The 20,263-nt window shown below is 59.8% G+C and carries 21 protein-coding genes; 9 read left to right on the top strand and 12 right to left on the bottom strand.

All coding sequences use genetic code 11. The annotated features are described in order from the left end of the window. Window positions 1–131: 131 nt before the first annotated feature. The 4 genes from F2S13_RS20020 to F2S13_RS20035 all read right to left on the bottom strand — a co-directional run bounded on the left by F2S13_RS20020 (window position 132) and on the right by F2S13_RS20035 (window position 3,408). The gene (locus F2S13_RS20020) at window positions 132–887 is read right to left on the bottom strand and encodes an ATP-binding cassette domain-containing protein (protein WP_178119034.1); all 756 of its coding nucleotides are present in this window, start codon (window positions 885–887) and stop codon (window positions 132–134) included. An 11-nt stretch (window positions 888–898) separates the two neighbouring features. Further along, the gene (locus tag F2S13_RS20025; protein ID WP_166363984.1) at window positions 899–1,621 is read right to left on the bottom strand and encodes an amino acid ABC transporter permease; all 723 of its coding nucleotides are present in this window, start codon (window positions 1,619–1,621) and stop codon (window positions 899–901) included. Between the two features lie 28 nt (window positions 1,622–1,649). After that, entirely contained in the window at window positions 1,650–2,513 is an 864-nt protein-coding gene (locus F2S13_RS20030) for a substrate-binding periplasmic protein (RefSeq protein WP_166363986.1), read from the bottom strand. Window positions 2,514–2,601: 88 nt separating this feature from the next. Continuing rightward, window positions 2,602–3,408, bottom strand: a complete 807-nt coding sequence (locus F2S13_RS20035) for a phytanoyl-CoA dioxygenase family protein (protein ID WP_166363988.1) — start codon at window positions 3,406–3,408, stop codon at window positions 2,602–2,604. Window positions 3,409–3,505: 97 nt separating this feature from the next. Here F2S13_RS20035 and F2S13_RS20040 point away from each other — a divergent pair, with 97 nt between their 5' ends. From F2S13_RS20040 to F2S13_RS20050, 3 genes are all read left to right on the top strand, one after another. Then, on the top strand, window positions 3,506–4,402 hold the full coding sequence (locus tag F2S13_RS20040; protein ID WP_166363990.1) for a LysR family transcriptional regulator: 897 nt from the start codon (window positions 3,506–3,508) through the stop codon (window positions 4,400–4,402). Window positions 4,403–4,652: 250 nt separating this feature from the next. Continuing rightward, window positions 4,653–5,519, top strand: a complete 867-nt coding sequence (locus tag F2S13_RS20045) for a phytanoyl-CoA dioxygenase family protein (protein WP_166363992.1) — start codon at window positions 4,653–4,655, stop codon at window positions 5,517–5,519. Then, entirely contained in the window at window positions 5,516–6,238 is a 723-nt protein-coding gene (locus F2S13_RS20050) for a TylF/MycF/NovP-related O-methyltransferase (RefSeq protein ID WP_166363994.1), read from the top strand. The genes F2S13_RS20045 and F2S13_RS20050 overlap by 4 nt, the downstream gene beginning before the upstream one ends. Before the next feature lie 80 nt (window positions 6,239–6,318). On the opposite strand, the gene lpdA is transcribed toward F2S13_RS20050, so the two are convergent. Genes lpdA through F2S13_RS20070 form a run of 4 tightly spaced genes read right to left on the bottom strand, consistent with a single transcriptional unit; the run spans window position 6,319 to window position 11,292 of the window. Then, window positions 6,319–7,707 carry a dihydrolipoyl dehydrogenase gene (gene lpdA, locus F2S13_RS20055; protein ID WP_166363996.1) on the bottom strand — a complete coding sequence of 463 codons (1,389 nt, stop codon included), beginning with the start codon at window positions 7,705–7,707 and terminating at the stop codon, window positions 6,319–6,321. 2 nt (window positions 7,708–7,709) lie between these two features. Next, window positions 7,710–8,999, bottom strand: coding sequence for a dihydrolipoamide acetyltransferase family protein (locus F2S13_RS20060; RefSeq protein ID WP_166363998.1), 1,290 nt, complete (start codon window positions 8,997–8,999; stop codon window positions 7,710–7,712). Then, the gene (locus F2S13_RS20065; protein ID WP_166364000.1) at window positions 9,000–10,058 is read right to left on the bottom strand and encodes an alpha-ketoacid dehydrogenase subunit beta; all 1,059 of its coding nucleotides are present in this window, start codon (window positions 10,056–10,058) and stop codon (window positions 9,000–9,002) included. Between the two features lies 1 nt (window position 10,059). Continuing rightward, window positions 10,060–11,292: a 3-methyl-2-oxobutanoate dehydrogenase (2-methylpropanoyl-transferring) subunit alpha gene (locus F2S13_RS20070; RefSeq protein WP_166364002.1), complete on the bottom strand. Its 1,233-nt coding sequence runs from the start codon at window positions 11,290–11,292 to the stop codon at window positions 10,060–10,062. Window positions 11,293–11,525: 233 nt separating this feature from the next. Here F2S13_RS20070 and bkdR point away from each other — a divergent pair, with 233 nt between their 5' ends. The 3 genes from bkdR (at window position 11,526) to F2S13_RS20085 (ending at window position 15,088) form a co-directional block, all read left to right on the top strand. Continuing rightward, window positions 11,526–12,011, top strand: a complete 486-nt coding sequence (gene bkdR / locus F2S13_RS20075; protein WP_166364004.1) for a Bkd operon transcriptional regulator BkdR — start codon at window positions 11,526–11,528, stop codon at window positions 12,009–12,011. A 299-nt stretch (window positions 12,012–12,310) separates the two neighbouring features. Beyond that, entirely contained in the window at window positions 12,311–13,552 is a 1,242-nt protein-coding gene (locus F2S13_RS20080) for a glutamine synthetase family protein (protein ID WP_178119035.1), read from the top strand. Between the two features lie 105 nt (window positions 13,553–13,657). Continuing rightward, window positions 13,658–15,088, top strand: a complete 1,431-nt coding sequence (locus F2S13_RS20085) for an MFS transporter (RefSeq protein ID WP_246237952.1) — start codon at window positions 13,658–13,660, stop codon at window positions 15,086–15,088. A gap of 38 nt (window positions 15,089–15,126) precedes the next feature. On the opposite strand, the gene F2S13_RS20090 is transcribed toward F2S13_RS20085, so the two are convergent. The 4 genes from F2S13_RS20090 to flgA all read right to left on the bottom strand — a co-directional run bounded on the left by F2S13_RS20090 (window position 15,127) and on the right by flgA (window position 17,685). Continuing rightward, on the bottom strand, window positions 15,127–15,882 hold the full coding sequence (locus F2S13_RS20090; protein WP_166364008.1) for a flagellar regulator YcgR PilZN domain-containing protein: 756 nt from the start codon (window positions 15,880–15,882) through the stop codon (window positions 15,127–15,129). 80 nt (window positions 15,883–15,962) lie between these two features. Continuing rightward, window positions 15,963–16,430, bottom strand: a complete 468-nt coding sequence (locus tag F2S13_RS20095) for a flagella synthesis protein FlgN (RefSeq protein WP_166364010.1) — start codon at window positions 16,428–16,430, stop codon at window positions 15,963–15,965. A 47-nt stretch (window positions 16,431–16,477) separates the two neighbouring features. After that, window positions 16,478–16,783 carry a flagellar biosynthesis anti-sigma factor FlgM gene (gene flgM, locus F2S13_RS20100; RefSeq protein WP_166364012.1) on the bottom strand — a complete coding sequence of 102 codons (306 nt, stop codon included), beginning with the start codon at window positions 16,781–16,783 and terminating at the stop codon, window positions 16,478–16,480. A 149-nt stretch (window positions 16,784–16,932) separates the two neighbouring features. After that, window positions 16,933–17,685 (bottom strand): flagellar basal body P-ring formation chaperone FlgA, encoded by a 753-nt coding sequence (flgA, locus tag F2S13_RS20105; protein WP_166364014.1) that lies wholly within the window; start codon window positions 17,683–17,685, stop codon window positions 16,933–16,935. A gap of 74 nt (window positions 17,686–17,759) precedes the next feature. On the opposite strand from flgA, the gene F2S13_RS20110 reads away from it, so the two are divergent. The 3 genes from F2S13_RS20110 to flgB all read left to right on the top strand — a co-directional run bounded on the left by F2S13_RS20110 (window position 17,760) and on the right by flgB (window position 20,260). Then, the gene (locus F2S13_RS20110) at window positions 17,760–18,686 is read left to right on the top strand and encodes a chemotaxis protein CheV (RefSeq protein WP_166364016.1); all 927 of its coding nucleotides are present in this window, start codon (window positions 17,760–17,762) and stop codon (window positions 18,684–18,686) included. Window positions 18,687–18,737: 51 nt separating this feature from the next. After that, the gene (gene cheR, locus F2S13_RS20115) at window positions 18,738–19,565 is read left to right on the top strand and encodes a protein-glutamate O-methyltransferase CheR (protein ID WP_166364018.1); all 828 of its coding nucleotides are present in this window, start codon (window positions 18,738–18,740) and stop codon (window positions 19,563–19,565) included. Between the two features lie 287 nt (window positions 19,566–19,852). Then, complete coding sequence (flgB, locus tag F2S13_RS20120) at window positions 19,853–20,260, top strand: flagellar basal body rod protein FlgB (protein ID WP_166364020.1); 408 nt, start codon at window positions 19,853–19,855, stop codon at window positions 20,258–20,260. Window positions 20,261–20,263: the final 3 nt, after the last annotated feature.

Here is a 20,263-nt window from a genome sequence, read left to right on the forward strand (position 1 = left end):
CCCCGGACCTCGTTCCCACGCGCAGCAAAGGAATGCCTCTCCTGACGCTCCGCGTCGCGACGCTGGAGCGTCGGACCCTGCATTCCCACGCAGAGCGTGGGAACGAGACGTAAGAACAGTGAGCAAACGCTTCAGTGTTGCATCGACTGGATAAAACTGGCGATGCGGCTGTTCCTGGCTGGGGTAGCCAGGAGTTGCTCTGGACTACCCGACTCAAGAATGCCTCCGTCAGCGACAAAGCAAATACGGTCGGCGAGTTTTCGAGCGAAGTTCATTTCATGGGTGACGATGATCATCGTCATACCCTCCTGGGCGAGTTGACGGATGGTATCGAGCACCCCCGATACCAGCTCCGGGTCGAGGGCAGAGGTGGGCTCATCGAAGAGGATCAGCTCTGGTTTCATCGCCAGGGCGCGGGCGATAGCCACGCGCTGACGCTGTCCGCCAGAGAGCTGGTCGGGATAGTAGTCCAGGCGCGCCGACAGGCCGACCTTGTCGAGTATGACCCTGGCCTCGGCAATCGCTTCCTGTCGGGGACGGCGCAGCACATGCACCGGCCCTTCAATGACGTTTTCCAGCACTGTACGGTTGCTGAACAAGTTGAATTGCTGGAACACCATCGGCATTTTGCTGCGTGCCATGCGCAGCCTGGATTCGTCCACTTGTTGGTAAATCTGGTTGTCCTGATGGCACAACCTTTCTCCGGTGAAAGTGATCTCGCCGGCACAGGGTGTTTCAAGGAAGTTGATACAGCGCAGCAACGTCGACTTGCCACCCCCACTGGGGCCGATAAGGAAGATGACTTCGCCACGCTGCACGGTCAGGTCAACACCGCGCAGGATTTTTGAGTCGCCATAGGCTTTGTGCAGGCCACTGATCTGCAGGATCGGCTCGGCATTCATGATTTTGCCTCTGTCAGCTTGGAAGATATCGGGCTTGCATTGATGCGGGTACCGGTTCGCAAATGGGCTGGCGTCAGGCGTTGTTCGATCCAGTGCACCCCGCGTGCGGCAACGAAACTGAGGACGAAATAGATGATCGCGACCATCAGGTAGACCTGCATGCTGAGGAAGGTATTGGCGATGACGATGCTGCCATGGCGTAGTAGTTCATTGACGGCAATGAAGGACACCAGGGACGAGTCCTTGAGCAGCGAAATGAAATAACCACCTACGGTCGGAATCGCTATTTTCAGTGCCTGGGGCAATATCACCCGCAGATAGATTTTGTTGCGGGACATGCCGATCGACAGCCCCGCCTCTCGCTGGCCCTTGTCCAATGAAAGGATGGCTGCGCGAAAGACCTCCGACAGATAGGCACCCAGGTTCAGGCTCAGGCCCAGCACGCCGGCCCAGAACCCACTGAGGGTCAGGCCGATTTGCGGCAGAGTGAAATAGATCACCAGCAGCTGTACGACCAGTGGCACACCTCGCCAGAGCTCCACATAACAGCGCAGCGGCCAGTCCAGCCAAGGTCGGCGCGCCAGTCGCCCGAGGGCGACGGCAAGGCCGATGAGGATGCCCAGGGCCATGCTCAGCACTGACAGTTGCAGTGTCACCACTGCACCCTTGAGCAGGAACGGGAAGTACTTGGGGATGAGAACAAACAAGAAGTCGTACAAGGCAGGTCTCCCTCTGTTTGTCGACGGATCAGTGCTTGAGCAGCCTGGTTTGCATCGAGTCCCATACGCCGTATTTTTCGAGGATGGCCTGGTGCGTTCCGTCGGCGATCATCGATTCCAGTGCGCCATTGATGGCTTGGCGTAGATCGCCACATTCATCACGCACTGCAATGGCTTGCGTACCGTAGATATAGGGAGCGCTGGCTTCGGCCGCGGCCCATTCCGGTTTCGGTTGATAGAGGATCGGTTCACCCACGACGCGCAGGTTCTTCATGGTTTCCTGCTGGCCGATCAAGGTGCCCTGATCGAGCAGCACGGCATCGGCCTGATTGTTCTGCAGGGCCTGGAACGGTTCGCCGAAGCCGTTGAAGTCCATGACTTCACCCACTACGCCGGTGTCAGCCAGCCGGTGCGCATTGAGCGAATCGTCGGTTCCCATTACGGTGGCGAGCTTCTTGCCCTTGAGGTCAGCCATCGACTTGATCGATGAATCAGACTTCACGATGACGTAGTTGTAGCTGAGGAAATAAGGATCGCTGAAGAGTATCCCGGCGTTCTTTACCCGCTCCTGGGTGGCAGACATGGCGGAGAGGATGATGTCCCAGCGTTTGGATTTCATACCGGGAATCAAGGTGGACCACTCGGTCACCACATACTCGGTTTTGGGTACGCCGATACGTTTGCCGACCTCCTTGAACAGCTCGGCTTCGAAACCGCCATAGCTGCCATCCTCGTTCTGCCAGATAAAGGGTTTGGTACCCATCAGGCCGTTGCCGGAGCGCAAAACACCGGAGGCCTTGACCTCTGCCAGACAGCTGCTTGAAGCCTGAGCCAGGCCGGCAGTGCCGAGGAGCAATACAAGTGCGCTGATCTTGAATACTGAACGTTGCATGGGTGTCTCTCCGATCGAGGAATTTTTGTTGTTATTCGCCGAGCAAACGCTCGCAATCTCGGAACCTTGTTTCTACTGCATGCCTGTCTCAGTCGTTTTTGCGCCAGACCACCGGAAACCAGTCCTCACGCATACGGTCGCCGGTTTTCAGATTGATGCCAGGGAAGGGAGGGGAGGTGCGGCCAGGGCGGGCTATGTAGCGTACGTCGTCGCCGATGAACCGGGTCGAGAACGCTCTTCTGCGGCCTGTACCCTGGTTGCCTGCAGCGCCATGTACGGTACGAAAATCAAACACCACCGCGTCGCCGGGCTGCAGTTCCGGAGAGAGGATCCTGAAGTCGCCGTTATCCACATCCGGCATGTCCATGAAGACACTTTCGCCGGTAACGGAGTTGGTTTCGCCATAGAAGTCCGTGTTGCTGGCCCAACTTTTCGGTCGTACAGGTTTAGGCCAGCGGTGTGAGCCAAGCACGACGCTCAGCGTGTTGAGTTTGGTAACCGGATCCAGCGGAATCCAATAGCTGGCGGTCTGCTGGCCGTCGACGCAGTAGTAGGGCAGGTCCTGGTGCCAGGGCGTTGGTTTGGAAGTACCAGGCTCCTTGACCAGAATGTGATCATGGAAGACCTGCACCTGGGCTGACTGCATGATGCGACCGGCGATCCCGGCGGCCGGTGAGTTCAGGACGAAGTCGGTAAACGCCGGAATGCGTTGCCAATTGCAGTAGTCCTCGAAGAAGCGACCGCGTTCACCGCTGCCCACGTTCTCTATCGCGAATTGGCTTGGCTGGGCGAGGTTCTGCTCGAATCCTTCACGCAGGCGCTCGACCCAGTCACTGAAGATGCCGCGCAGGACCACCGCGCCATCTCGCTGAAAAACTTCGACATCGGACGTCATCGGACCTACTCCTCTGTTGTTATCGGTGTACGAGGAGTATTGCTTTTGAGTCATAATAGGAAAAATATATATTTCTTATTCTTGAGTATAGGGAAACATGATAGGTTTTTCGTTTCGCCAGCTGGAGTACTTCGTTGCTGCCGCCGAGCATGGCAGCATCAGCGCTGCAGCAAGGGCGCGGCATGTGTCGCAGCCCTCGGTGTCCCTGGCAATCTCGCAACTCGAAGACACGCTGGGCGAGCGACTGTTTCGTCGTCAGGTCAGCCGTGGCCTGGAGTTGACGCCGGCAGGCCAGCGCCTGTTGGGGCGCGCACGGGACATCCTCAATCTGGCTGCAGCGATGATCGAAGAGTCGGGCGTTGGCCAAACGTTGCGTGGCCAATTGACGCTGGTCTGCTTTCAGGACCTGGGACCCTACTTTGCGCCGCGGCTATTGGCGGGCTTTCGCGCGCAGCATCCGGAAGTATTGGTGACACTGTTCGAGACTGACCTGGCGGGTGTGCACCGGACCTTGAGTGCGGGCAAGGCAGAGCTGGCCCTGACCTATGAACTGGGGCTCGATCCTGCCGCCGAGCGTCAAGTGCTCGCCCAGCTGCCGCCCTATGCCCTGCTGTCAGCCGGTCACCCACTGGCGGCAGAGGAGGACGTTTCGTTGTTTGACCTGGCGCGCGAATGCCTGATCCTCGAAGACATCGCGCAGACCCGCGAGTATTTCCTTTCGCTGTTCTGGTCTTATGACCTGCACCCCATGGCGCAGCAATACACGCAGACCTTCGAGATGCAGCGCGGCCTGGTTGCGCATGGTTACGGCGTGGCATTGTCCTGCACCCGCCCGGCCGGTGATCAGAGTTACGACGGCACACCAATCGTATGTAGACCGTTGCGCGAAGCCCTCAAGCCGCAGCGCGTGGTGCTCGCCCAATCCAGTGCAATGCGTCCTTCGCAGCTCGCGGAGGCGTTCATGCAGTGGGCAGCCTGTCAGACATGCCCGTGATCTCGACCTTCATGTTCTGATTAGTGGAGTGATCGCCTCTCGGCAAGCTGCTGCAATGATCTGACCGCCCGCCGAGGGTGCCGGTAAAAACATGATTTCGGACTAGCCGACCGGCCGGTTTGCACCTAAAGTTCATCCCCTTTGTGCCGATGACCCGGTCACTGGATCAAAGTGTTGAGTTGATCCCGCACATCGGTAAGACGCCTGCAGGCGGCGACTAACAGTTTTATGCGTTCGTGAAGGCGGAACAATGAATTTGTATATCAATCAGGTTCAGAACAAGGAGAACTTCAGGAGCGCCATCTACGCTGGCGACATTTTCCTGAATACCGATCTGAGTGCTGCGAAGGATCTGTGTGCCCTGGCCAAGGAAAGCATCACGGCCGCATTCGAGGGTGAGACCGAGCACCAGACGTTGCACCGGAAAATGCCGGTCGAGACCTTCGTCGAATTGGTGACGCGCCTGAAAGGTCAGTTCACTAACGGCCCCAGGGCCAAAGAGCTGATCCGCAACTTCATCATCGAGATCGGCGCCGACCCTCGGGATTATATTTTCGACGTTCCCAGAATTCGTGTCGTGCCCAACTACGATTATCTGCATGCCGGCGTCAGCTATGCCTACAAGCCCCATCGCGATACCTGGTACGGCAGCGTGGATTGCCAGATCAACACCTGGATGCCGGTTTATACCATCGAGCCGGAACAGACCATGATGATCAATCCGGGTTACTTCACCCAGCCGGTGAAGAACTCGTCGGTGGACTGGAGCCTCGCGGACTGGATCAACGTGCAGCGTCACCGGGCCAAGGACAATCTGACCGAAGAAGTTCGAGTGCATCCGGTTCCGCTTGAGGCCATCGACACATCGCGTGAAATCCGTGTCGCCGGCAACACCGGCGAAATGCTGATCTTCTCTGGATCGCACCTGCACGGCACCGTACCGAACCATACCGACCGGACCCGCTTCAGCGTGGATTTCCGGATCATGCACATTGAAGACTTGAAGCAAAAGCGCGGTGCGCCCAATGTCGACAACGGATGCTCCGATGTCGAAGCCGGCTTCAAGGATTTTTTCCACGCAAACGACTTTTCGAATTTCCTGGGAGTAAACCAATGACCAAACGTCGCCTTACGACTGCAGAGGTCGAGTACAACGAAGTGCGGGCCAACGTCCTCAGCCGCGTTGACGCCAAGTATGTCGCGGATGCTCCCTTCGTTTTCGCCAACCGCATTACAGTCACTGCAGCGCTTTCGCGTATCGAACTGTTCAAGATGGTTCAGGATGTGCCAGGCGCGATCATCGAATGCGGCGTGTACAAGGGCAACTCGTTGATGCTGTACATGCAGTTGTCGATGATTCTGGAGCCTTATGCGATCAACCGCTCGATCATCGGCTTCGACACCTTCGAGGGCTTTGCCAGCATCGACAAGGATGAAGACCCGACCGACATCAACGAAAGCATGTTCTCGGATACCGATGAGACACTGATCCAGGACATGATCGACGCCAACGACCTGGTGCGTCCGGTCAATCGCATTCCGCGTTGCGAGATCGTCAAGGGCGATATCCTGCAGACCGTGCCCGAGTTCGTGAAGACCCGTCCTGATCTGGTCGTGGCGATGCTGATCCTCGACACCGACCTGTATTCCTCGACCAAGGTCGCCCTGGAAACCTTCCTGCCGTACATGCCAAAAGGTGCGATCGTGGTGCTCGACGAGGTTGCCTACCGCAACTTCCCGGGCGAAACCAGCGCCTTGCGCGACGTCCTGGACATGAACAAGATCGAGCTCAAGCGCCTGCCGTTCGATTCGTCCGTGGGTTACTTCCGCATCTGACCTGCTGGAAATTTTCGGAATGAAAAACACGAGGCCCGCCAAATTGGCGGGCCTCGTGTTTTCAGGCAGACAACCTCAGCCTAGAGGTGAAGCGCATGCCCCAAAGCGCGCAGTGCGGCTTCCTGTACTGCCTCACCCAGGGTGGGGTGAGCGTGGATAGTTCCAGCGATATCCTCCAGCGTCGCGCCCATCTCCAGTGATTGCGCAAAGGCCGTCGACAGCTCCGAGACCCCGACCCCGACTGCTTGCCAGCCCAGGATCAGGTGATTGTCCCGGCGCGCGACCACGCGCACGAAACCGCTCTTGGATTCCAGTGTCATCGAGCGGCCGTTGGCGGCGAAGGGGAACTGCGCCACGATGCAGTCGAGCCCGGCTTGTTGCGCGGCCTCGGGCGTGGTGCCTGCCACCACCAGTTCCGGGTCGGTAAAGCACACGGCGGCGATGGCTGCTGGACTGAACTCGCGACGCTTGCCGGCAATCAGTTCGGCAACCATCTCGCCCTGGGCCATGGCCCGGTGCGCGAGCATGGGTTCGCCTGTGAGGTCGCCGATGGCCCAGACATTGCGCATGCTGGTCAGGCAGCGGTTATCGGTGGCGATGGCCGAGCCGTTCATTTTCAAGTCCAGGATCTCGAGGTTGAAGCCCCGGGTGCGCGGCCGCCGACCGACAGCGACCAACACCTGATCGGCGGCCATCGGTACCGGATGGCCATCGGCGGTGCGGACTTGCAAGGTCTGGGTTGCCTGGTCGTAGCTTTCCACGCTGTGCTGCAGATAGACCTTCATGCCCAGGGTCTTGAGCGACTCTGCCACGGGCGCTGTCAATTCGGCATCGTAGGTAGGCAATATCCGTTCACGGGCTTCCACCACGCTGACCTCGACGCCGAGCTTGCGGTAGGCGATACCCAGCTCCAGGCCGATGTAGCCGGCACCGACCACGATCAGGTGCTTGGGCAGGGCGCGCGGGGCGAGGGCTTCGGTCGAAGAAATGATCGGGCCACCGATAGGCAGCATCGGCAATTCGATACTTTCGGAACCCGTAGCCAGCAGCAAGTGCTCGCACTGGATTCGCACACCGGCGCTTTCTACCTCGACCGTCTTGCCGTCGATGACCTTGGCCCAGCCGTGAACCACTTCGACCTTGTGCTTTTTCAGCAGCGTCGCGACACCCGTGGTCAGGCGGTCGACGATGCCATCCTTCCAACTCACGCTCTGACTGATATCCAGGCTCGGCGCCTGGACCTTGATGCCCAGGTTCGAGTGCTGGCTGTGCTTGTGGGTCTGATGAAACTGCTCGGCAACGTGGATCAGCGCCTTCGACGGAATGCAGCCGATGTTAAGGCAAGTGCCGCCCAGGGCCTGGCCTTCGACCAGGATAGTGGGGATGCCCAGCTGGCCGGCACGAATGGCCGCGACATAACCGCCGGGGCCGCCACCGATGATCAGCAAGGTGGTGTTCAAAGTCTGCATGCTCACTCCACAAACAAGCTGGCGGGTTGTTCGAGCAGGCCGCGAATGGCCTGGATGAATTGTGCAGCGTCCATGCCGTCGACCACCCGATGGTCGAAGGAACTGGAAAGGTTCATCATCTTGCGGATGACGATCTGGCCCTTGATGACCATGGGCCGTTCGACGATGCGGTTGACGCCGACGATCGCCACTTCCGGTGCATTGATCACCGGCGTGCTGGCGATGCCGCCCAACGCACCGAGGCTGGTCAGGGTGATGGTCGAGCCCATCAGTTCATCGCGGGTGGCCTTGTTGGTGCGTGCGGCCGTGGCCAGGCGAGCGATCTCGCTGGCGTTGCTCCACAGGCTGCCGGCTTCGGCATGGCGCAGCACCGGCACTTTGAGACCGTCGTCACTTTGTGTGGCGATGCCCACATGCACGGCGCCCAGGCGCGTGATGACCTGTGCTTCGTCGTCGTAGCGGGCGTTGATCTGCGGGAAGTCGCGCAGGGCGACGACCATGGCCCGCACCAGGAACGGCAGCAGGGTCAGACGGCCGCGGCTTTGCCCCCACTTCTCGTTGAGGTGCACGCGCAGCTCTTCCAGCGCGGTGACGTCGATCTCTTCCACATAGCTGAAGTGAGCCACGCGGCGCTTGGTGTCCTGCATGCGCTGGGCGATCTTGCGACGCAGGCCGATGACGGGAATCTGTTCTTCGCCGATACGCTTGGCATAGGCGGCAACAGGGGCCTGCAGGGCGTCCTGCGGCGCGTTCAGGAAAGCGTCGAGGTCTTCATGCAGGATGCGCCCGGCCGGGCCGCTGCCGTGCACATAGCGCAGCTCGATACCGGCGTCCCAGGCGCGTTTGCGCACGGCAGGGGAGGCCAGCGGGCGTTCGTCGGCCTGGCGCGGTACCGGCGCCGCACGCGGTGTGGCGGGTGCACTGGCGGCCGGCGACTGTGGCCGAGGCTCAGCCTGGACTGTAGGTTTATGCTCGGCTACGGGCGGTGATTCAGGAGCCGCCGGTGCCGTTGCCGGCGTGGCTGCAGCCGGAGCCTGATAGTTGCCGGCACCTTCGACTTCGATGCTGATCAACACGCTGCCCACCGCCATGACTTCACCCGGTTGCCCACCCAGGGCAATGACCTTGCCGTGGACCGGCGACGGGATATCGACCATTGCCTTGTCTGTCATGACATCGGCCAGAATCTGGTCTTCGACCACCATGTCGCCGACCTTGACGTGCCACTGCGACAGTTCAACTTCTGCGATGCCTTCGCCAATGTCCGGCATCTTGATGACGTGCGTGCCCATTCAGACCTCCATGACCCGTTGCAAAGCCGCACCCACGCGTGAGGGGCCAGGGAAATACGCCCATTCCTGGGCATGGGGATACGGAGTATCCCAGCCGGTGACCCGTTCGATCGGGGCTTCGAGGTAGTGGAAGCAATGCTCCTGCACCAGCGCCACCAACTCGGCGCCGAAACCGCAGGTGCGGGTGGCCTCGTGCACGACCACGCAACGCCGGGTTTTCTTCACGGAGTTGACGATGGTTTCCAGGTCCAGCGGCCAGAGGCTGCGCAGGTCGATGACCTCGGCGTCGATGCCGGTTTCCTCGGCGGCGGCCTGGGACACATAGACCGTGGTGCCGTAGGTGAGAACGGTCACGGCTTTGCCTGGGCGGGTGATCGCCGCGCTGTCCAGCGGCACCGTGTAATAGCCGTCGGGTACGGCACTGGCCGGGTGTTTCGACCAGGGTGTGACCGGGCGGTCGTGGTGGCCATCGAACGGGCCGTTATACAGGCGCTTGGGTTCCAGGAAGATCACCGGATCGTCGTTCTCGATCGAGGCGATCAGCAGGCCCTTGGCGTCGTAGGGGTTGGACGGCATCACCGTACGCAGCCCACAGACCTGGGTGAACATGGCTTCCGGGCTCTGGCTGTGGGTCTGGCCGCCGTAGATACCACCACCGCAAGGCATGCGCATGGTCATCGGGGCGATGAACTCACCGGCCGAGCGATAACGCAAGCGCGCCGCTTCCGAGACGATCTGGTCGGACGCCGGGTAGAAGTAGTCGGCGAACTGGATCTCGACCACCGGGCGCAGGCCGTAGGCACCCATGCCCACGGCCGTGCCGACGATGCCGCTTTCGGAGATCGGTGCGTCGAAGACCCGGGAAGTGCCGTATTTGGCCTGCAGGCCTTCGGTGCAGCGGAACACGCCACCGAAGTAGCCGACGTCCTGACCGTAGATCACGACGTTGTCGTCACGCTCCAGCATGATATCCATGGCCGAGCGCAGGGCCTGGATCATGGTCATGGTGGTGGTAGTCATGGCGTTTTCTACCTGAATGTTGATGTTGTGATCGTTCATGTCAGATCCCCAGCTCCTGGCGCTGCCGACGCAAGTGCTCTGGCATTTCCTTGTAGACGTCTTCGAACATCGTCGCGGCGCTCGGCATCTGGCCGCCGGCGAGGGTGCCGTACTGTTCGGCTTCTTTCTGTGCGGAGATGATCTCGGCTTCAAGCTCGGCACTGATGGCCTGGTGCTCTTGCTCGGACCAGTGGCCGATGGCGATCAGGTGCTGCTTGAGGCGCGCGATCGGATCGCCCAGCGGGAAATGACTCCAGTCGTCGGCGGGCCGGTATTTGGACGGATCGTCGGAGGTCGAGTGCGGGCCGGCGCGGTAGGTCACCCACTCGATCAAGGTCGGTCCGAGGCCGCGTCGGGCACGTTCCGCGGCCCAGGCCGAGGCACTGTAGACCGCCATGAAATCGTTGCCGTCGACCCGCAGCGAGGCAATCCCGCAGCCCACGCCGCGACCGGCAAAGGTCGTGGACTCACCGCCGGCGATGGCCTGGAAGGTGGAAATCGCCCACTGGTTGTTGACCACGTTGAGGATCACCGGGGCGCGGTAGACGTGGGCAAAGGTCAGGGCGGTGTGGAAGTCCGATTCGGCGGTGGCGCCATCGCCGATCCAGGCCGAGGCGATCTTGGTATCACCCTTGATCGCCGAGGCCATGGCCCAACCGACGGCCTGGACGAACTGGGTGGCGAGGTTGCCGGAAATGGTGAAGAAACCGGAGTCGCGCACCGAGTACATGATCGGCAGCTGGCGGCCCTTGAGTGGGTCGCGCTCGTTGGAGAGCAGCTGGCAGATCAGGTCGACCAACGGTACGTTGCGTGCCATCAGGATGCTCTGCTGGCGGTAGGTCGGGAAGCACATGTCGGTCACGTTCAACGCCAGCGCCTGGGCGCTGCCGATGGCTTCCTCGCCCAGGCACTGCATGTAGAACGACATCTTCTTCTGGCGCTGGGCGACGACCATGCGGTTGTCGTAGATGCGCGTCTTGAGCATGGCGCGCATGCCCTTGCGCAAAATGTCCGGCGCAATGCCTTCGGCCCACGGGCCAAGCGCCTGGCCGTGCTCGTCGAGCACACGAATAAGGCCATGGGCCAGATCGGCCGTATCGGCGGGGTCGACATCGACAGGGGGCTTGCGGACCTGGCCGGCATCGCTCAGGTGCAGATAGGAAAAGTCGGTCTTGCAGCCAGGACGGCCGGAGGGTTCGGGAACATGCAGACGCAGGGGTTCATAGGGGTTCATGCTTTCTCTACGCTCGCTCAGTCTTGTGTTTTTGTAGGGCGTCGGAGCTGTACAACCTTTGATGTTCAGTCTGGCCCAGGGTTGGAAACCCTGCTGACTCACTGGTCATCAATAATTGACGTGGCTTAATCATATTCCTGGGTCTGGAGAATATTTCTCTCAAGTTCGTTGCGTTTGCGCTGATTTGGGGATAAATATTCTTTATAAGATCAAGAAACAGGTGAATTTGTCTCATGCGCAAACTGGACCGTACTGACATCGGCATTCTCAACAGCCTTCAGGAAAATGCCCGCATCACCAATGCCGAACTCGCCCGCTCGGTGAACCTGTCACCCACGCCCTGTTTCAACCGGGTCAAGGCCATGGAGGAGCTGGGTGTGATCCGCCAGCAGGTGACCTTGCTGGCGCCGGAAGTCCTCGGCCTGGACGTGAATGTCTTCATCCATGTCAGCCTGGAAAAACAGGTCGAACAGTCCCTGCACCGTTTCGAGGAAGAGATCGCCGTACGCCCCGAAGTCATGGAGTGCTACTTGATGACCGGCGATCCGGACTACCTGTTGCGCGTGCTGCTGCCGAGCATCCAGGCCCTGGAGCGCTTTCTCGATTACCTGACTCGCTTGCCGGGGGTGGCCAACATCCGCTCGAGCTTTGCCCTCAAGCAGGTGCGCTACAAGACGGCGTTGCCGTTGCCGGCCAATGGGCTGACGCTTCCCGGTTGACCTTGAGGTCCCCATCGCTGGCAAGCCAGCTCCCACAGGGATCGCACAACACTGACCTCTGTGGGAGCTGGCTTGCCAGCGATGAGGATCGAATGGACAACAGAATTTTCCGGGGGTGCTTGATATTCCGAACGCCCGGTGCATATGTTGTACATATCGCCATTTGCGGTTTACCCGGACACTTCAAGGATTGAATCATGACCACCCCCAGCCAATGCTCACTTGCCGAGCGACTACAGGGTATCGAGGAGGTCGAGTGCGTTACGCCCGACCTCAATGGCGTGCCCCGTGGCAAGGTGATGACCCTCGAGGGCTTTCTCGAAGGGCGGCGCTTGCAAATGGCACGCGGAGTGCTGCTGCAATGCATCATGGGGGGTTACCCACCGGCCCGTTTCTACGGCAGCGATGATGGTGACCTGGCGCTGATACCCGACCCCAATCACATCCACCGCCTGCCCTGGAGCGAGCGACCGCGCGCCCTGGCTATCTGCGATGCCAGTGAATTGAGTGGCAAGGCATCGGGCCTGTCGACCCGGGGCCTGCTCAAGGCCGTGATCGCCCGCTATGCCGAACAGGGCCTGGCGCCTGTGGTGGCGACTGAACTGGAGTTCTTCGTCTTCGCCCCCAATCCCGACCCGAGCCAGGCCTTCCAGCCACCGCTGGGCCTGGACGGCCGTCGTGAAGACGGCCAGTCGGCATTCAGCATCAGTTCCAACAACGGCTTGCGGCCGTTCTTCGCCGAGGTGTATCAGTGCATGGCGGCACTGGGCCTGCCGCGCGATACCTTCATGCACGAAATGGGTGTCAGCCAGTTCGAGATCAACCTGCTGCACGGCGATCCCTTGCTGATGGCCGACCAGACATTCCTGTTCAAGCACTTGCTCAAGGAGGTTGCGCTCAAGCATGGCCTGATGGTGGTCTGCATGGCCAAGCCACTGGCAAGAACGCCGGGCAGCTCGATGCATATTCACCAGAGCGTGGTCGAATTGGACAGTGGGCGTAACGTGTTCAGCGACAAGGCCGGACAACCGACGGCCACCTTCTATCAATTCATTGCCGGACAGCAAAAGGCGATGGCCGATTTCACTGCCTTGTTCGCGCCCAACGTCAATTCCTATCAGCGGCTAAGCCATCCCTATGCCTCGCCCAACAACGCGTGCTGGAGCGAAGATAACCGCGCAGCAGGCCTGCGAATCCCGGCCAGTGCCGCGTCTGCGCGGCGGGTCGAGAATCGCCTGCCAGGCGCTGATGCCAACCCTTATCTGGCCATTGCCGCAAGCCTGGCTGCAGGGCTGCACGGCATCGAGAATGGATTGCAGCCAACGCCGGCGATCCAGGGCGAATTCGAAGTGCCGGAGCATTTGTCGTTGCCATGTACCTTGCACGCGGCACTGGACCGTCTGAAACATAGCGAGTTGGCCAGGGCACTTTTGGGCGAGGAATTCATCGAAGGTTACATCGCCACCAAAACCCTGGAGCTGGGCAGCTATTACGATGAGATCAGCCCCTGGGAACGTCGCGTACTGGCAGCGCAAGCGTGATACTCGCAGGGGCGGTTTATTTTGCCCCTCAACCGGCGCTCGCCACATTTTCACTTATTCTTGTTAGCAGTTTTCACCTCACCTCAAGGAGCGCACGGAACGCCGATGCGACAGATCTGGAAGTCTTTTCGTGCGCTTTACTTCGCCACGCTGATGATGTTGATCGGTTCGGGCTTGTTGAGTACCTACCTGGCCTTGCGGCTGGCTGCCGACCATACCGACGGCCTGTGGGTCGGCGCCTTGATGGCGGCCAACTATTTCGGCCTGGCCCTGGGTGGCAAGATCGGTCACCGCCTGATTGCCCGGGTGGGGCATATCCGCGCCTACGTAACCTGCGCCGGCATTGTCGGTGCGGCAGTGCTGGGGCATGGGTTGATCAACTTCTTGCCGGCCTGGCTGTTCCTGCGGGTGATCGTGGGCCTTGGGATGATGTGCCAGTACATGGTCATCGAGAGCTGGCTCAATGAGCAGGCAGAGGCCAAGCAGCGCGGCGCGGTATTCAGTGGCTACATGATCGCCTCGTACCTGGGGCTGGTGCTGGGGCAGTTGATCCTGGTCATGCATCCACAGCTGGGGCTTGAGCTGCTGATGCTGGTCGCGATGTGCTTTACCTTGTGCCTGGTACCGGTGGCCCTGACCCGGCGGATTCACCCGGCACCGCTGCACCCGGCGCCGATGGAACCGCGCTTCTTCATCAAGCGCGTGCCGCAGTCGTTGAGTACCGTGCTGGGGGCCGGGCTGATCGTGGGTTCTTTCTATGGCCTGGCGCCGCTGTACGCATCGCAACAGGGCTTGAGTACCGAGCAGGTCGGCCTGTTCATGGGCTGCTGCATCCTCGCCGGGCTGTTGGTGCAATGGCCGCTGGGGTGGTTGTCCGACCGCTATGATCGGGCCGTACTGATCCGCACGGCAGCCATCTGCATGGCACTGGCGGCGCTGCCGTTGGCCATATTGCCGAGCGTGCCGCTGGAGGCCCTGTTTGCCGTCGGCTTTATCGTATCCTTGCTGCAATTCTGCCTGTACCCGCTGGCGGTGGCCTTCTCCAACGACCACGTTGAAAGCGAACGCCGGGTCTCGTTGACGGCCATGTTATTGGTGACCTACGGCGTGGGCGCCAGCATCGGGCCCCTGGTGGCCGGTGTGTTGATGAAGCTGTTCGGCAGCCAGATGCTGTATGCGTTTTTCAGTTTTTTTGCGCTGGTGCTGGTATGGCGTATCCGGCCAAAAGCCGTGACCAATCTGCACCAGGTCGATGACGCGCCATTGGGCCACGTTGCCATGCCGGCCGCCAGCTCGCCCTTGGCTGCGGCGCTTGATCCGCGGGTGGACGAGCAAATGGTGCAGGAGCAGATGCATAACAATGTCGCCCCTGAAAGCGCACCTGCGGGCGAGCCGGCCAAAACCGAATCCAGCCCCGAGCCGCAAGAACAGGCAGCGCCCCACGCCGACGCGCAGGCTTCAGCGCCGGCACCCCATGTGGGGCCCAGTGTCGATCTGGAACAGGGTGCGCGCAAATTCAAGCGCGAAGGGGAGTGAGGCAACCCCCTCGCCCGTAGCGGGCGAGGGGTTGAAACTCAGTAGTCGTCGTCTTTGTCGAAGCGCCGCGCTTCGCGCTGCAGTTGATAGACGAAGCGTTCGACCTGACGCTGCACCAGGCCGCTCATGTTGTGGAAGCGCACGCCGGCAAAGGTGGTGTCGACGCTTTCTTCGAAGTGCAGGTAGCGCAATTCCACCGGCGCCGTCATTTTGCCGAAAGGCAGTGCGGCCGCGAAACGTTCATAGACCTGACCCAATTGCAGGCGGTCTCTGACATCGCCAGTGAAACGCAGCTTGCAGCCCGTTGCGGAAATGTCGAGCAACTTGCCGCTCAACGCACCCTTGCCTTTGAGCTTGTTGCCGTCGAGTTCCACATTGACCAGTTGTGTCAATTTGAGCGCGGCGCGAAACGCATTGCGGCGTTGGTGGTACACCACGGCTTCGGGAAAACTGCCGCGGTAGCAACGCCCGCTGTCGGAATCATGAATCGCCAGCGCCTGAGTTGATTCCCAGGAAATTCGCACGCCCTCATGAAAGCCTTCAATGCGGAACGGCTCACCTTTTTCCAGATAACGTTCGCCATCGCGCGGGACCATTTCGTCCAGTGCAAGCGTCTGGGCATCGCGGTCAACGCCGACCAGAAAGGTCTGGAAGCGTTGGTTGCGTTCGTGAAAGGTGATGATCAGAGGGTCGCGGCTGTCGTGCAGCATCCGCAGGTTTGCGGCGATCTCCATCGGCGTGCTGAGCACTTTAGGAGGCTGCGGAGCTTCTTCCGCGCTTAGGGCATTGGACACAGTTCATCAATCTCCGGGCTGAAACGACATCTCGCAAGAGTGGTATTTTGACATCATGCTCCCTGCCGCATACATAAAAATCAAGCTTGACTGAGCGTCCGCGGCTTGGAAAGCGGTGAGGTCGAGCCTCGATTGTCGTAAAGCGAAGGGGATTCCCCGCCCATCAGAATTCGCATCTGGTTGGACGTGGTCATCTGCTGCAGCTGGATAGACCGGCCATTGTTTTCATTGACGGCCTGACAGTCGTTCATCAGCTGGGCCAGGACATCCAGTTGGGCGAGTATCTGGTTGCCCAGGTGCGACTGGCTGGCCAGCGCCTGCGCGCCGCTGCGATCAGGGGGCAGATTCAGGCTGGCAAGCAATTCGCTGCGCAAGCGGCCGTGTTGATCGAGCAATACGATCAGCGATTGCTTGCGGGCAAGGATATCTTCCAGCAGCGGCATGTCACGACCATGCAAGGCAATGGATTCGGCCTGCAGCAACTCGAGCAATTGTTGTGCAGGGAGAATGTCTTCTTCGATCAATTGCAACAGTTTGGTGTCGTGCATGGCGGGTTCTGGTTTCCTGGCGTCCAGAAGTTCGCGCAGGCGAAGGCCTAGCGCTGGGCTTCGAAGTTGAGCAGTTTGCTGGCGACGCGATTGCTGTCGACCTTGTAGCTGCCGTCGGCGATTGCTGCCTTCAGTTCAGCGACCCGGTTCTTGTCGACAACCGGCTGGTCGCGCAACTTGTCAGTAACTTGCTGCATCTGTTGTGCCACCGGGCTCAGTTGCACGGATTCTCCGCTGTCGGCAGCCTTGGGCGCTGCTGTAGTCTGGCTGGCGGTGTTTTCCTGGGTGCTGCCGGTACGGGAAGTACCCGTCACCGTTGGGGAATTGTTTATACGACCGATGTCGATAACCATGATGGAAAAACCTCTGGGAATTTGGACGCTTACCTTGTTCTCGGCCAAACCCAAAAAAACTTTAGGCACAAATAAGGCGCACCGGGGCCATGGACCTCAATGAGGCACAGTTTAGGAAAACTGTCTGCGTGCCGCCAGCAATAGATGACTTACATGGCGACTTCCACTTGCCCGGGGCCTGTCACTCGCGCCTTGACCACGCGTTGCGAGTTGAGGTTGCGTACGCGGATCTGCTCGCTGATCGACCCCTTGGACAGGGCTTCGCCGGGCATGCGTACGCTCAGGGTGCCGCTGCGGGCGGTAATGATGACGTGGTCGCCTTTGCTGATCACCTCAGCCTGCTCCATATGGGCCGGGGTCAGGACTTGATCGATCACCGTCGCGCGAACCAGCTTCTGCCCGAGCGCCTGGTCCATGGAGGTCAAGTAACCCTGATTGAGCAGTCCGACATCCCGTTCGCGCAGGGCGATGTCCTGCTCGCCAAGAACGCTTTCGCGCTTGAGCGGGCGGGTGGTGGTGACCACGTTGCGAAAAAGGTGTACCTGCGCCGGCACGAATACCGTCCAGGGAGAAGTGCCGTCGCAGCGCACTCGCACCGTCACCCGACCCAGTGGCTGCGCCGGGCTTTCCAGGGTGGCTGTCAAATCCTTGTCGCATTGCGGCATGCGCAGGCGAGGGTCGAGCTGGTTGACCTTGATCTCGTAGCGTCCTTCGGTTTGAGTGGTCGCCAAATAATCTTCGACAGTGAACTCAAGAAACCCCTGGGTGACACCGATAAACTCTTCGGGCAAGGTAACAGCGTCCGCCAGCACCCGATTGCCGCAAAGCAACAGGCATATCGGGATCAGGGCGCAGATCAAGCTGCGTGTCAGACGTCGGAAAAATGTCGTTTTGGCGTTCATAACATTAAAAAAGCAAGGCCCGTGCCGATTGATAGAGTTGGCAGAGGTTCGCAGCTTTGATTGAGGAGTCTGGCATGGCTGGTGTAATGGATTCGGTGAACCAGCGCACGCAACTGGTGGGGCAGAATCGCCTTGAACTGTTGTTGTTCCGGCTCAGCGGGCAGCAGTTGTACGGCATCAATGTGTTCAAGGTCCGCGAGGTGCTGCAATGCCCCAGGCTGACCCTGTTACCCAAGTCCAGCCCGGTCGTGCGTGGTGTTGCGAATATTCGTGGGGCGACCATCCCGATCCTTGATCTGGCGATGGCAACCGGCTTGCCCGGTATTGCCGACATCACTAACACCTTTGTGATCATCACGGAGTACAACACCAAGGTTCAGGGGTTTCTGGTGCATTCGGTCGAACGCATCGTCAACATGAACTGGGAAGAAATCCATCCGCCACCCAAGGGTACGGGGCGTGATCATTACCTGACGGCAGTGACGCGGATCGATAACCAGTTGGTCGAAATCATCGACGTGGAGAAAATTCTTGCCGAGGTGTCGCCCACCTCCGAATCCATTTCGGCAGGCGTGGTCGACGCCGACATTCAGCACAAGGCAGTTTCCTTGCGGGTGTTGACGGTGGATGACTCGTCGGTAGCGCGCAAGCAGGTAAGCCGATGCCTGCAGTCGGTCGGTGTCGAGGTCGTGGCCTTGAACGATGGGCGTCAGGCCCTGGATTACCTGCGCAAGCTGGCCGACGAAGGCAAGCGGCCGGAGGAAGAGTTTCTGATGATGATTTCCGACATCGAGATGCCGGAAATGGACGGGTATACCCTCACGGCCGAAATCCGCAACGACCCGCGCATGCAAAACCTGCACATCACCCTGCATACTTCGTTGTCGGGTGTATTCAACCACGCGATGGTCAAGAAGGTTGGCGCGGATGATTTTCTGGCCAAGTTCAAACCGGACGATCTGGCATCCCGGGTGGTTGACCGGATCAAGGCAACGCAATAACGGCCAGGGGCGCGGCCCCTGGCGGTACTGACGATTTAAGAGGCGGCATCATTGTCTACGGGTAATTTGGATTTCGAACAGTTCCGGGTCTTCCTGGAAAAAGCCTGTGGCATCTTGCTGGGCGAGAATAAGCAGTACCTGGTATCTAGCCGTCTCAACAAACTGATGGAGCAGCAGGGCATCAAGTCGTTGGGCGATCTGGTGCAGCGGATGCAGACTCAGCCGCGCAGTGGCTTGCGTGAATTGGTGGTCGATGCCATGACCACCAACGAAACCCTCTGGTTTCGCGATACCTACCCCTTTGAAGTGCTCAAGGGCAAAGTCTTGCCCGAGCAGATCAAGGCCAATCCCGGTCAGCGCCTGCGCATCTGGTCGGCAGCCTGTTCGTCGGGGCAGGAGCCGTACTCGATCTCCATGGCGATCGATGAGTTCGAGCGCAGCAACATCGGTCAGTTGAAGCAGGGTGCCCAGATCGTGGCCACCGACTTGTCGAGCACGATGCTGACCAACTGCAAAAGCGGAGAGTACGACAGCCTGGCCATTGCCCGGGGGCTCTCCCAGGAGCGCTTGCAACGTTACTTCGATCCCAAGGGGCCGGGGCGCTGGGCGATAAAGGCGCCGATCCGCTCGCGGGTCGAGTTCCGTTCGTTCAATCTGCTCGACAGCTACGCGGCCCTGGGCAAGTTCGACATCGTGTTCTGTCGTAATGTGTTGATCTACTTTTCGGCGCAAGTGAAGCGCGACATCCTGATGCGCATCCATGGCACGCTCAAGCCGGGTGGTTACCTGTTTCTCGGCGCTTCGGAGGCGCTCAACGGCTTGCCGGATCATTACCAGATGGTCCAGTGCAATCCGGGGATCATCTACCAGGCCAAGTAAATTTTGCGACCGCTTCGCGCTCGAGCGCGAAGCGGTCGCAATAGTGGATAGACAACAATCTGAGGAGGCCAGCGGCCTCCTTTTTTTGGCGCCGTAAAACCGGCAACAAGTGACACCACACTTGCCGCATTGCCGCCGCGTAGCGGAAACCCCTTGCCGCTTTTCTGGCATTGCCGCTCGCCGGTTTCGCTGCACCCCGCGGTTTCAGCGGGTTCTATCGATTGGCATGACGCTTGCTATAGCTCTTGCCAACGAACCATCAGGTCAGCCCCCAAAGGTTTCCCGACATGAGCATCAGTTTCGACAAAGCGCTCGGCATCCACGAACAGGCATTGGGCTTCCGCGCCCAGCGCGCCGAAGTGCTGGCCAATAACATTGCCAACGCCGACACCCCGAACTACAAGGCCCGCGATCTGGATTTCGCCTCGGTGCTGGCGGCGCAGAACGACAAGAGCAAAAACGGCACGTTCTCGCTGGAGAAGACCAATTCGCGTCACATCGACGCCCAAGGCCTGAACATGGCCGATGCATCGCTGCAGTACCGCACGCCAATGCAGCCGTCGATCGATCAGAACACCGTCGATGCCCAGTTGGAGCAGTCGAACTACGCCGAAAACGCAGTGGGCTTTCAGGCCAGCTTCACGCTGCTCAACAGCAAATTCAAAGGGCTGGTATCGGCCCTGCGCGGAGAGTAATCC

The organism is Pseudomonas akapageensis, assembly GCF_011355085.1.
GTDB lineage: Bacteria > Pseudomonadota > Gammaproteobacteria > Pseudomonadales > Pseudomonadaceae > Aquipseudomonas > Aquipseudomonas akapageensis.

What these genes read in the sequence shown, in the direction of transcription:
- F2S13_RS20030 (WP_166363986.1), bottom strand. Translation starts at nt 2,513, where the DNA reads ATGCAACGTTCAGTATTCAAGATCAGCGCACTTGTATTGCTCCTCGGC.
- F2S13_RS20035 (WP_166363988.1), bottom strand. Translation starts at nt 3,408, where the DNA reads ATGACGTCCGATGTCGAAGTTTTTCAGCGAGATGGCGCGGTGGTCCTG.
- F2S13_RS20040 (WP_166363990.1), top strand. Translation starts at nt 3,506, where the DNA reads ATGATAGGTTTTTCGTTTCGCCAGCTGGAGTACTTCGTTGCTGCCGCC.
- F2S13_RS20045 (WP_166363992.1), top strand. Translation starts at nt 4,653, where the DNA reads ATGAATTTGTATATCAATCAGGTTCAGAACAAGGAGAACTTCAGGAGC.
- F2S13_RS20050 (WP_166363994.1), top strand. Translation starts at nt 5,516, where the DNA reads ATGACCAAACGTCGCCTTACGACTGCAGAGGTCGAGTACAACGAAGTG.
- lpdA (WP_166363996.1), bottom strand. Translation starts at nt 7,707, where the DNA reads ATGCAGACTTTGAACACCACCTTGCTGATCATCGGTGGCGGCCCCGGC.
- F2S13_RS20060 (WP_166363998.1), bottom strand. Translation starts at nt 8,999, where the DNA reads ATGGGCACGCACGTCATCAAGATGCCGGACATTGGCGAAGGCATCGCA.
- F2S13_RS20065 (WP_166364000.1), bottom strand. Translation starts at nt 10,058, where the DNA reads ATGAACGATCACAACATCAACATTCAGGTAGAAAACGCCATGACTACC.
- F2S13_RS20070 (WP_166364002.1), bottom strand. Translation starts at nt 11,292, where the DNA reads ATGAACCCCTATGAACCCCTGCGTCTGCATGTTCCCGAACCCTCCGGC.
- bkdR (WP_166364004.1), top strand. Translation starts at nt 11,526, where the DNA reads ATGCGCAAACTGGACCGTACTGACATCGGCATTCTCAACAGCCTTCAG.
- F2S13_RS20080 (WP_178119035.1), top strand. Translation starts at nt 12,311, where the DNA reads ATGACCCTCGAGGGCTTTCTCGAAGGGCGGCGCTTGCAAATGGCACGC.
- F2S13_RS20085 (WP_246237952.1), top strand. Translation starts at nt 13,658, where the DNA reads ATGCGACAGATCTGGAAGTCTTTTCGTGCGCTTTACTTCGCCACGCTG.
- F2S13_RS20095 (WP_166364010.1), bottom strand. Translation starts at nt 16,430, where the DNA reads ATGCACGACACCAAACTGTTGCAATTGATCGAAGAAGACATTCTCCCT.
- flgM (WP_166364012.1), bottom strand. Translation starts at nt 16,783, where the DNA reads ATGGTTATCGACATCGGTCGTATAAACAATTCCCCAACGGTGACGGGT.
- flgA (WP_166364014.1), bottom strand. Translation starts at nt 17,685, where the DNA reads ATGAACGCCAAAACGACATTTTTCCGACGTCTGACACGCAGCTTGATC.
- F2S13_RS20110 (WP_166364016.1), top strand. Translation starts at nt 17,760, where the DNA reads ATGGCTGGTGTAATGGATTCGGTGAACCAGCGCACGCAACTGGTGGGG.
- flgB (WP_166364020.1), top strand. Translation starts at nt 19,853, where the DNA reads ATGAGCATCAGTTTCGACAAAGCGCTCGGCATCCACGAACAGGCATTG.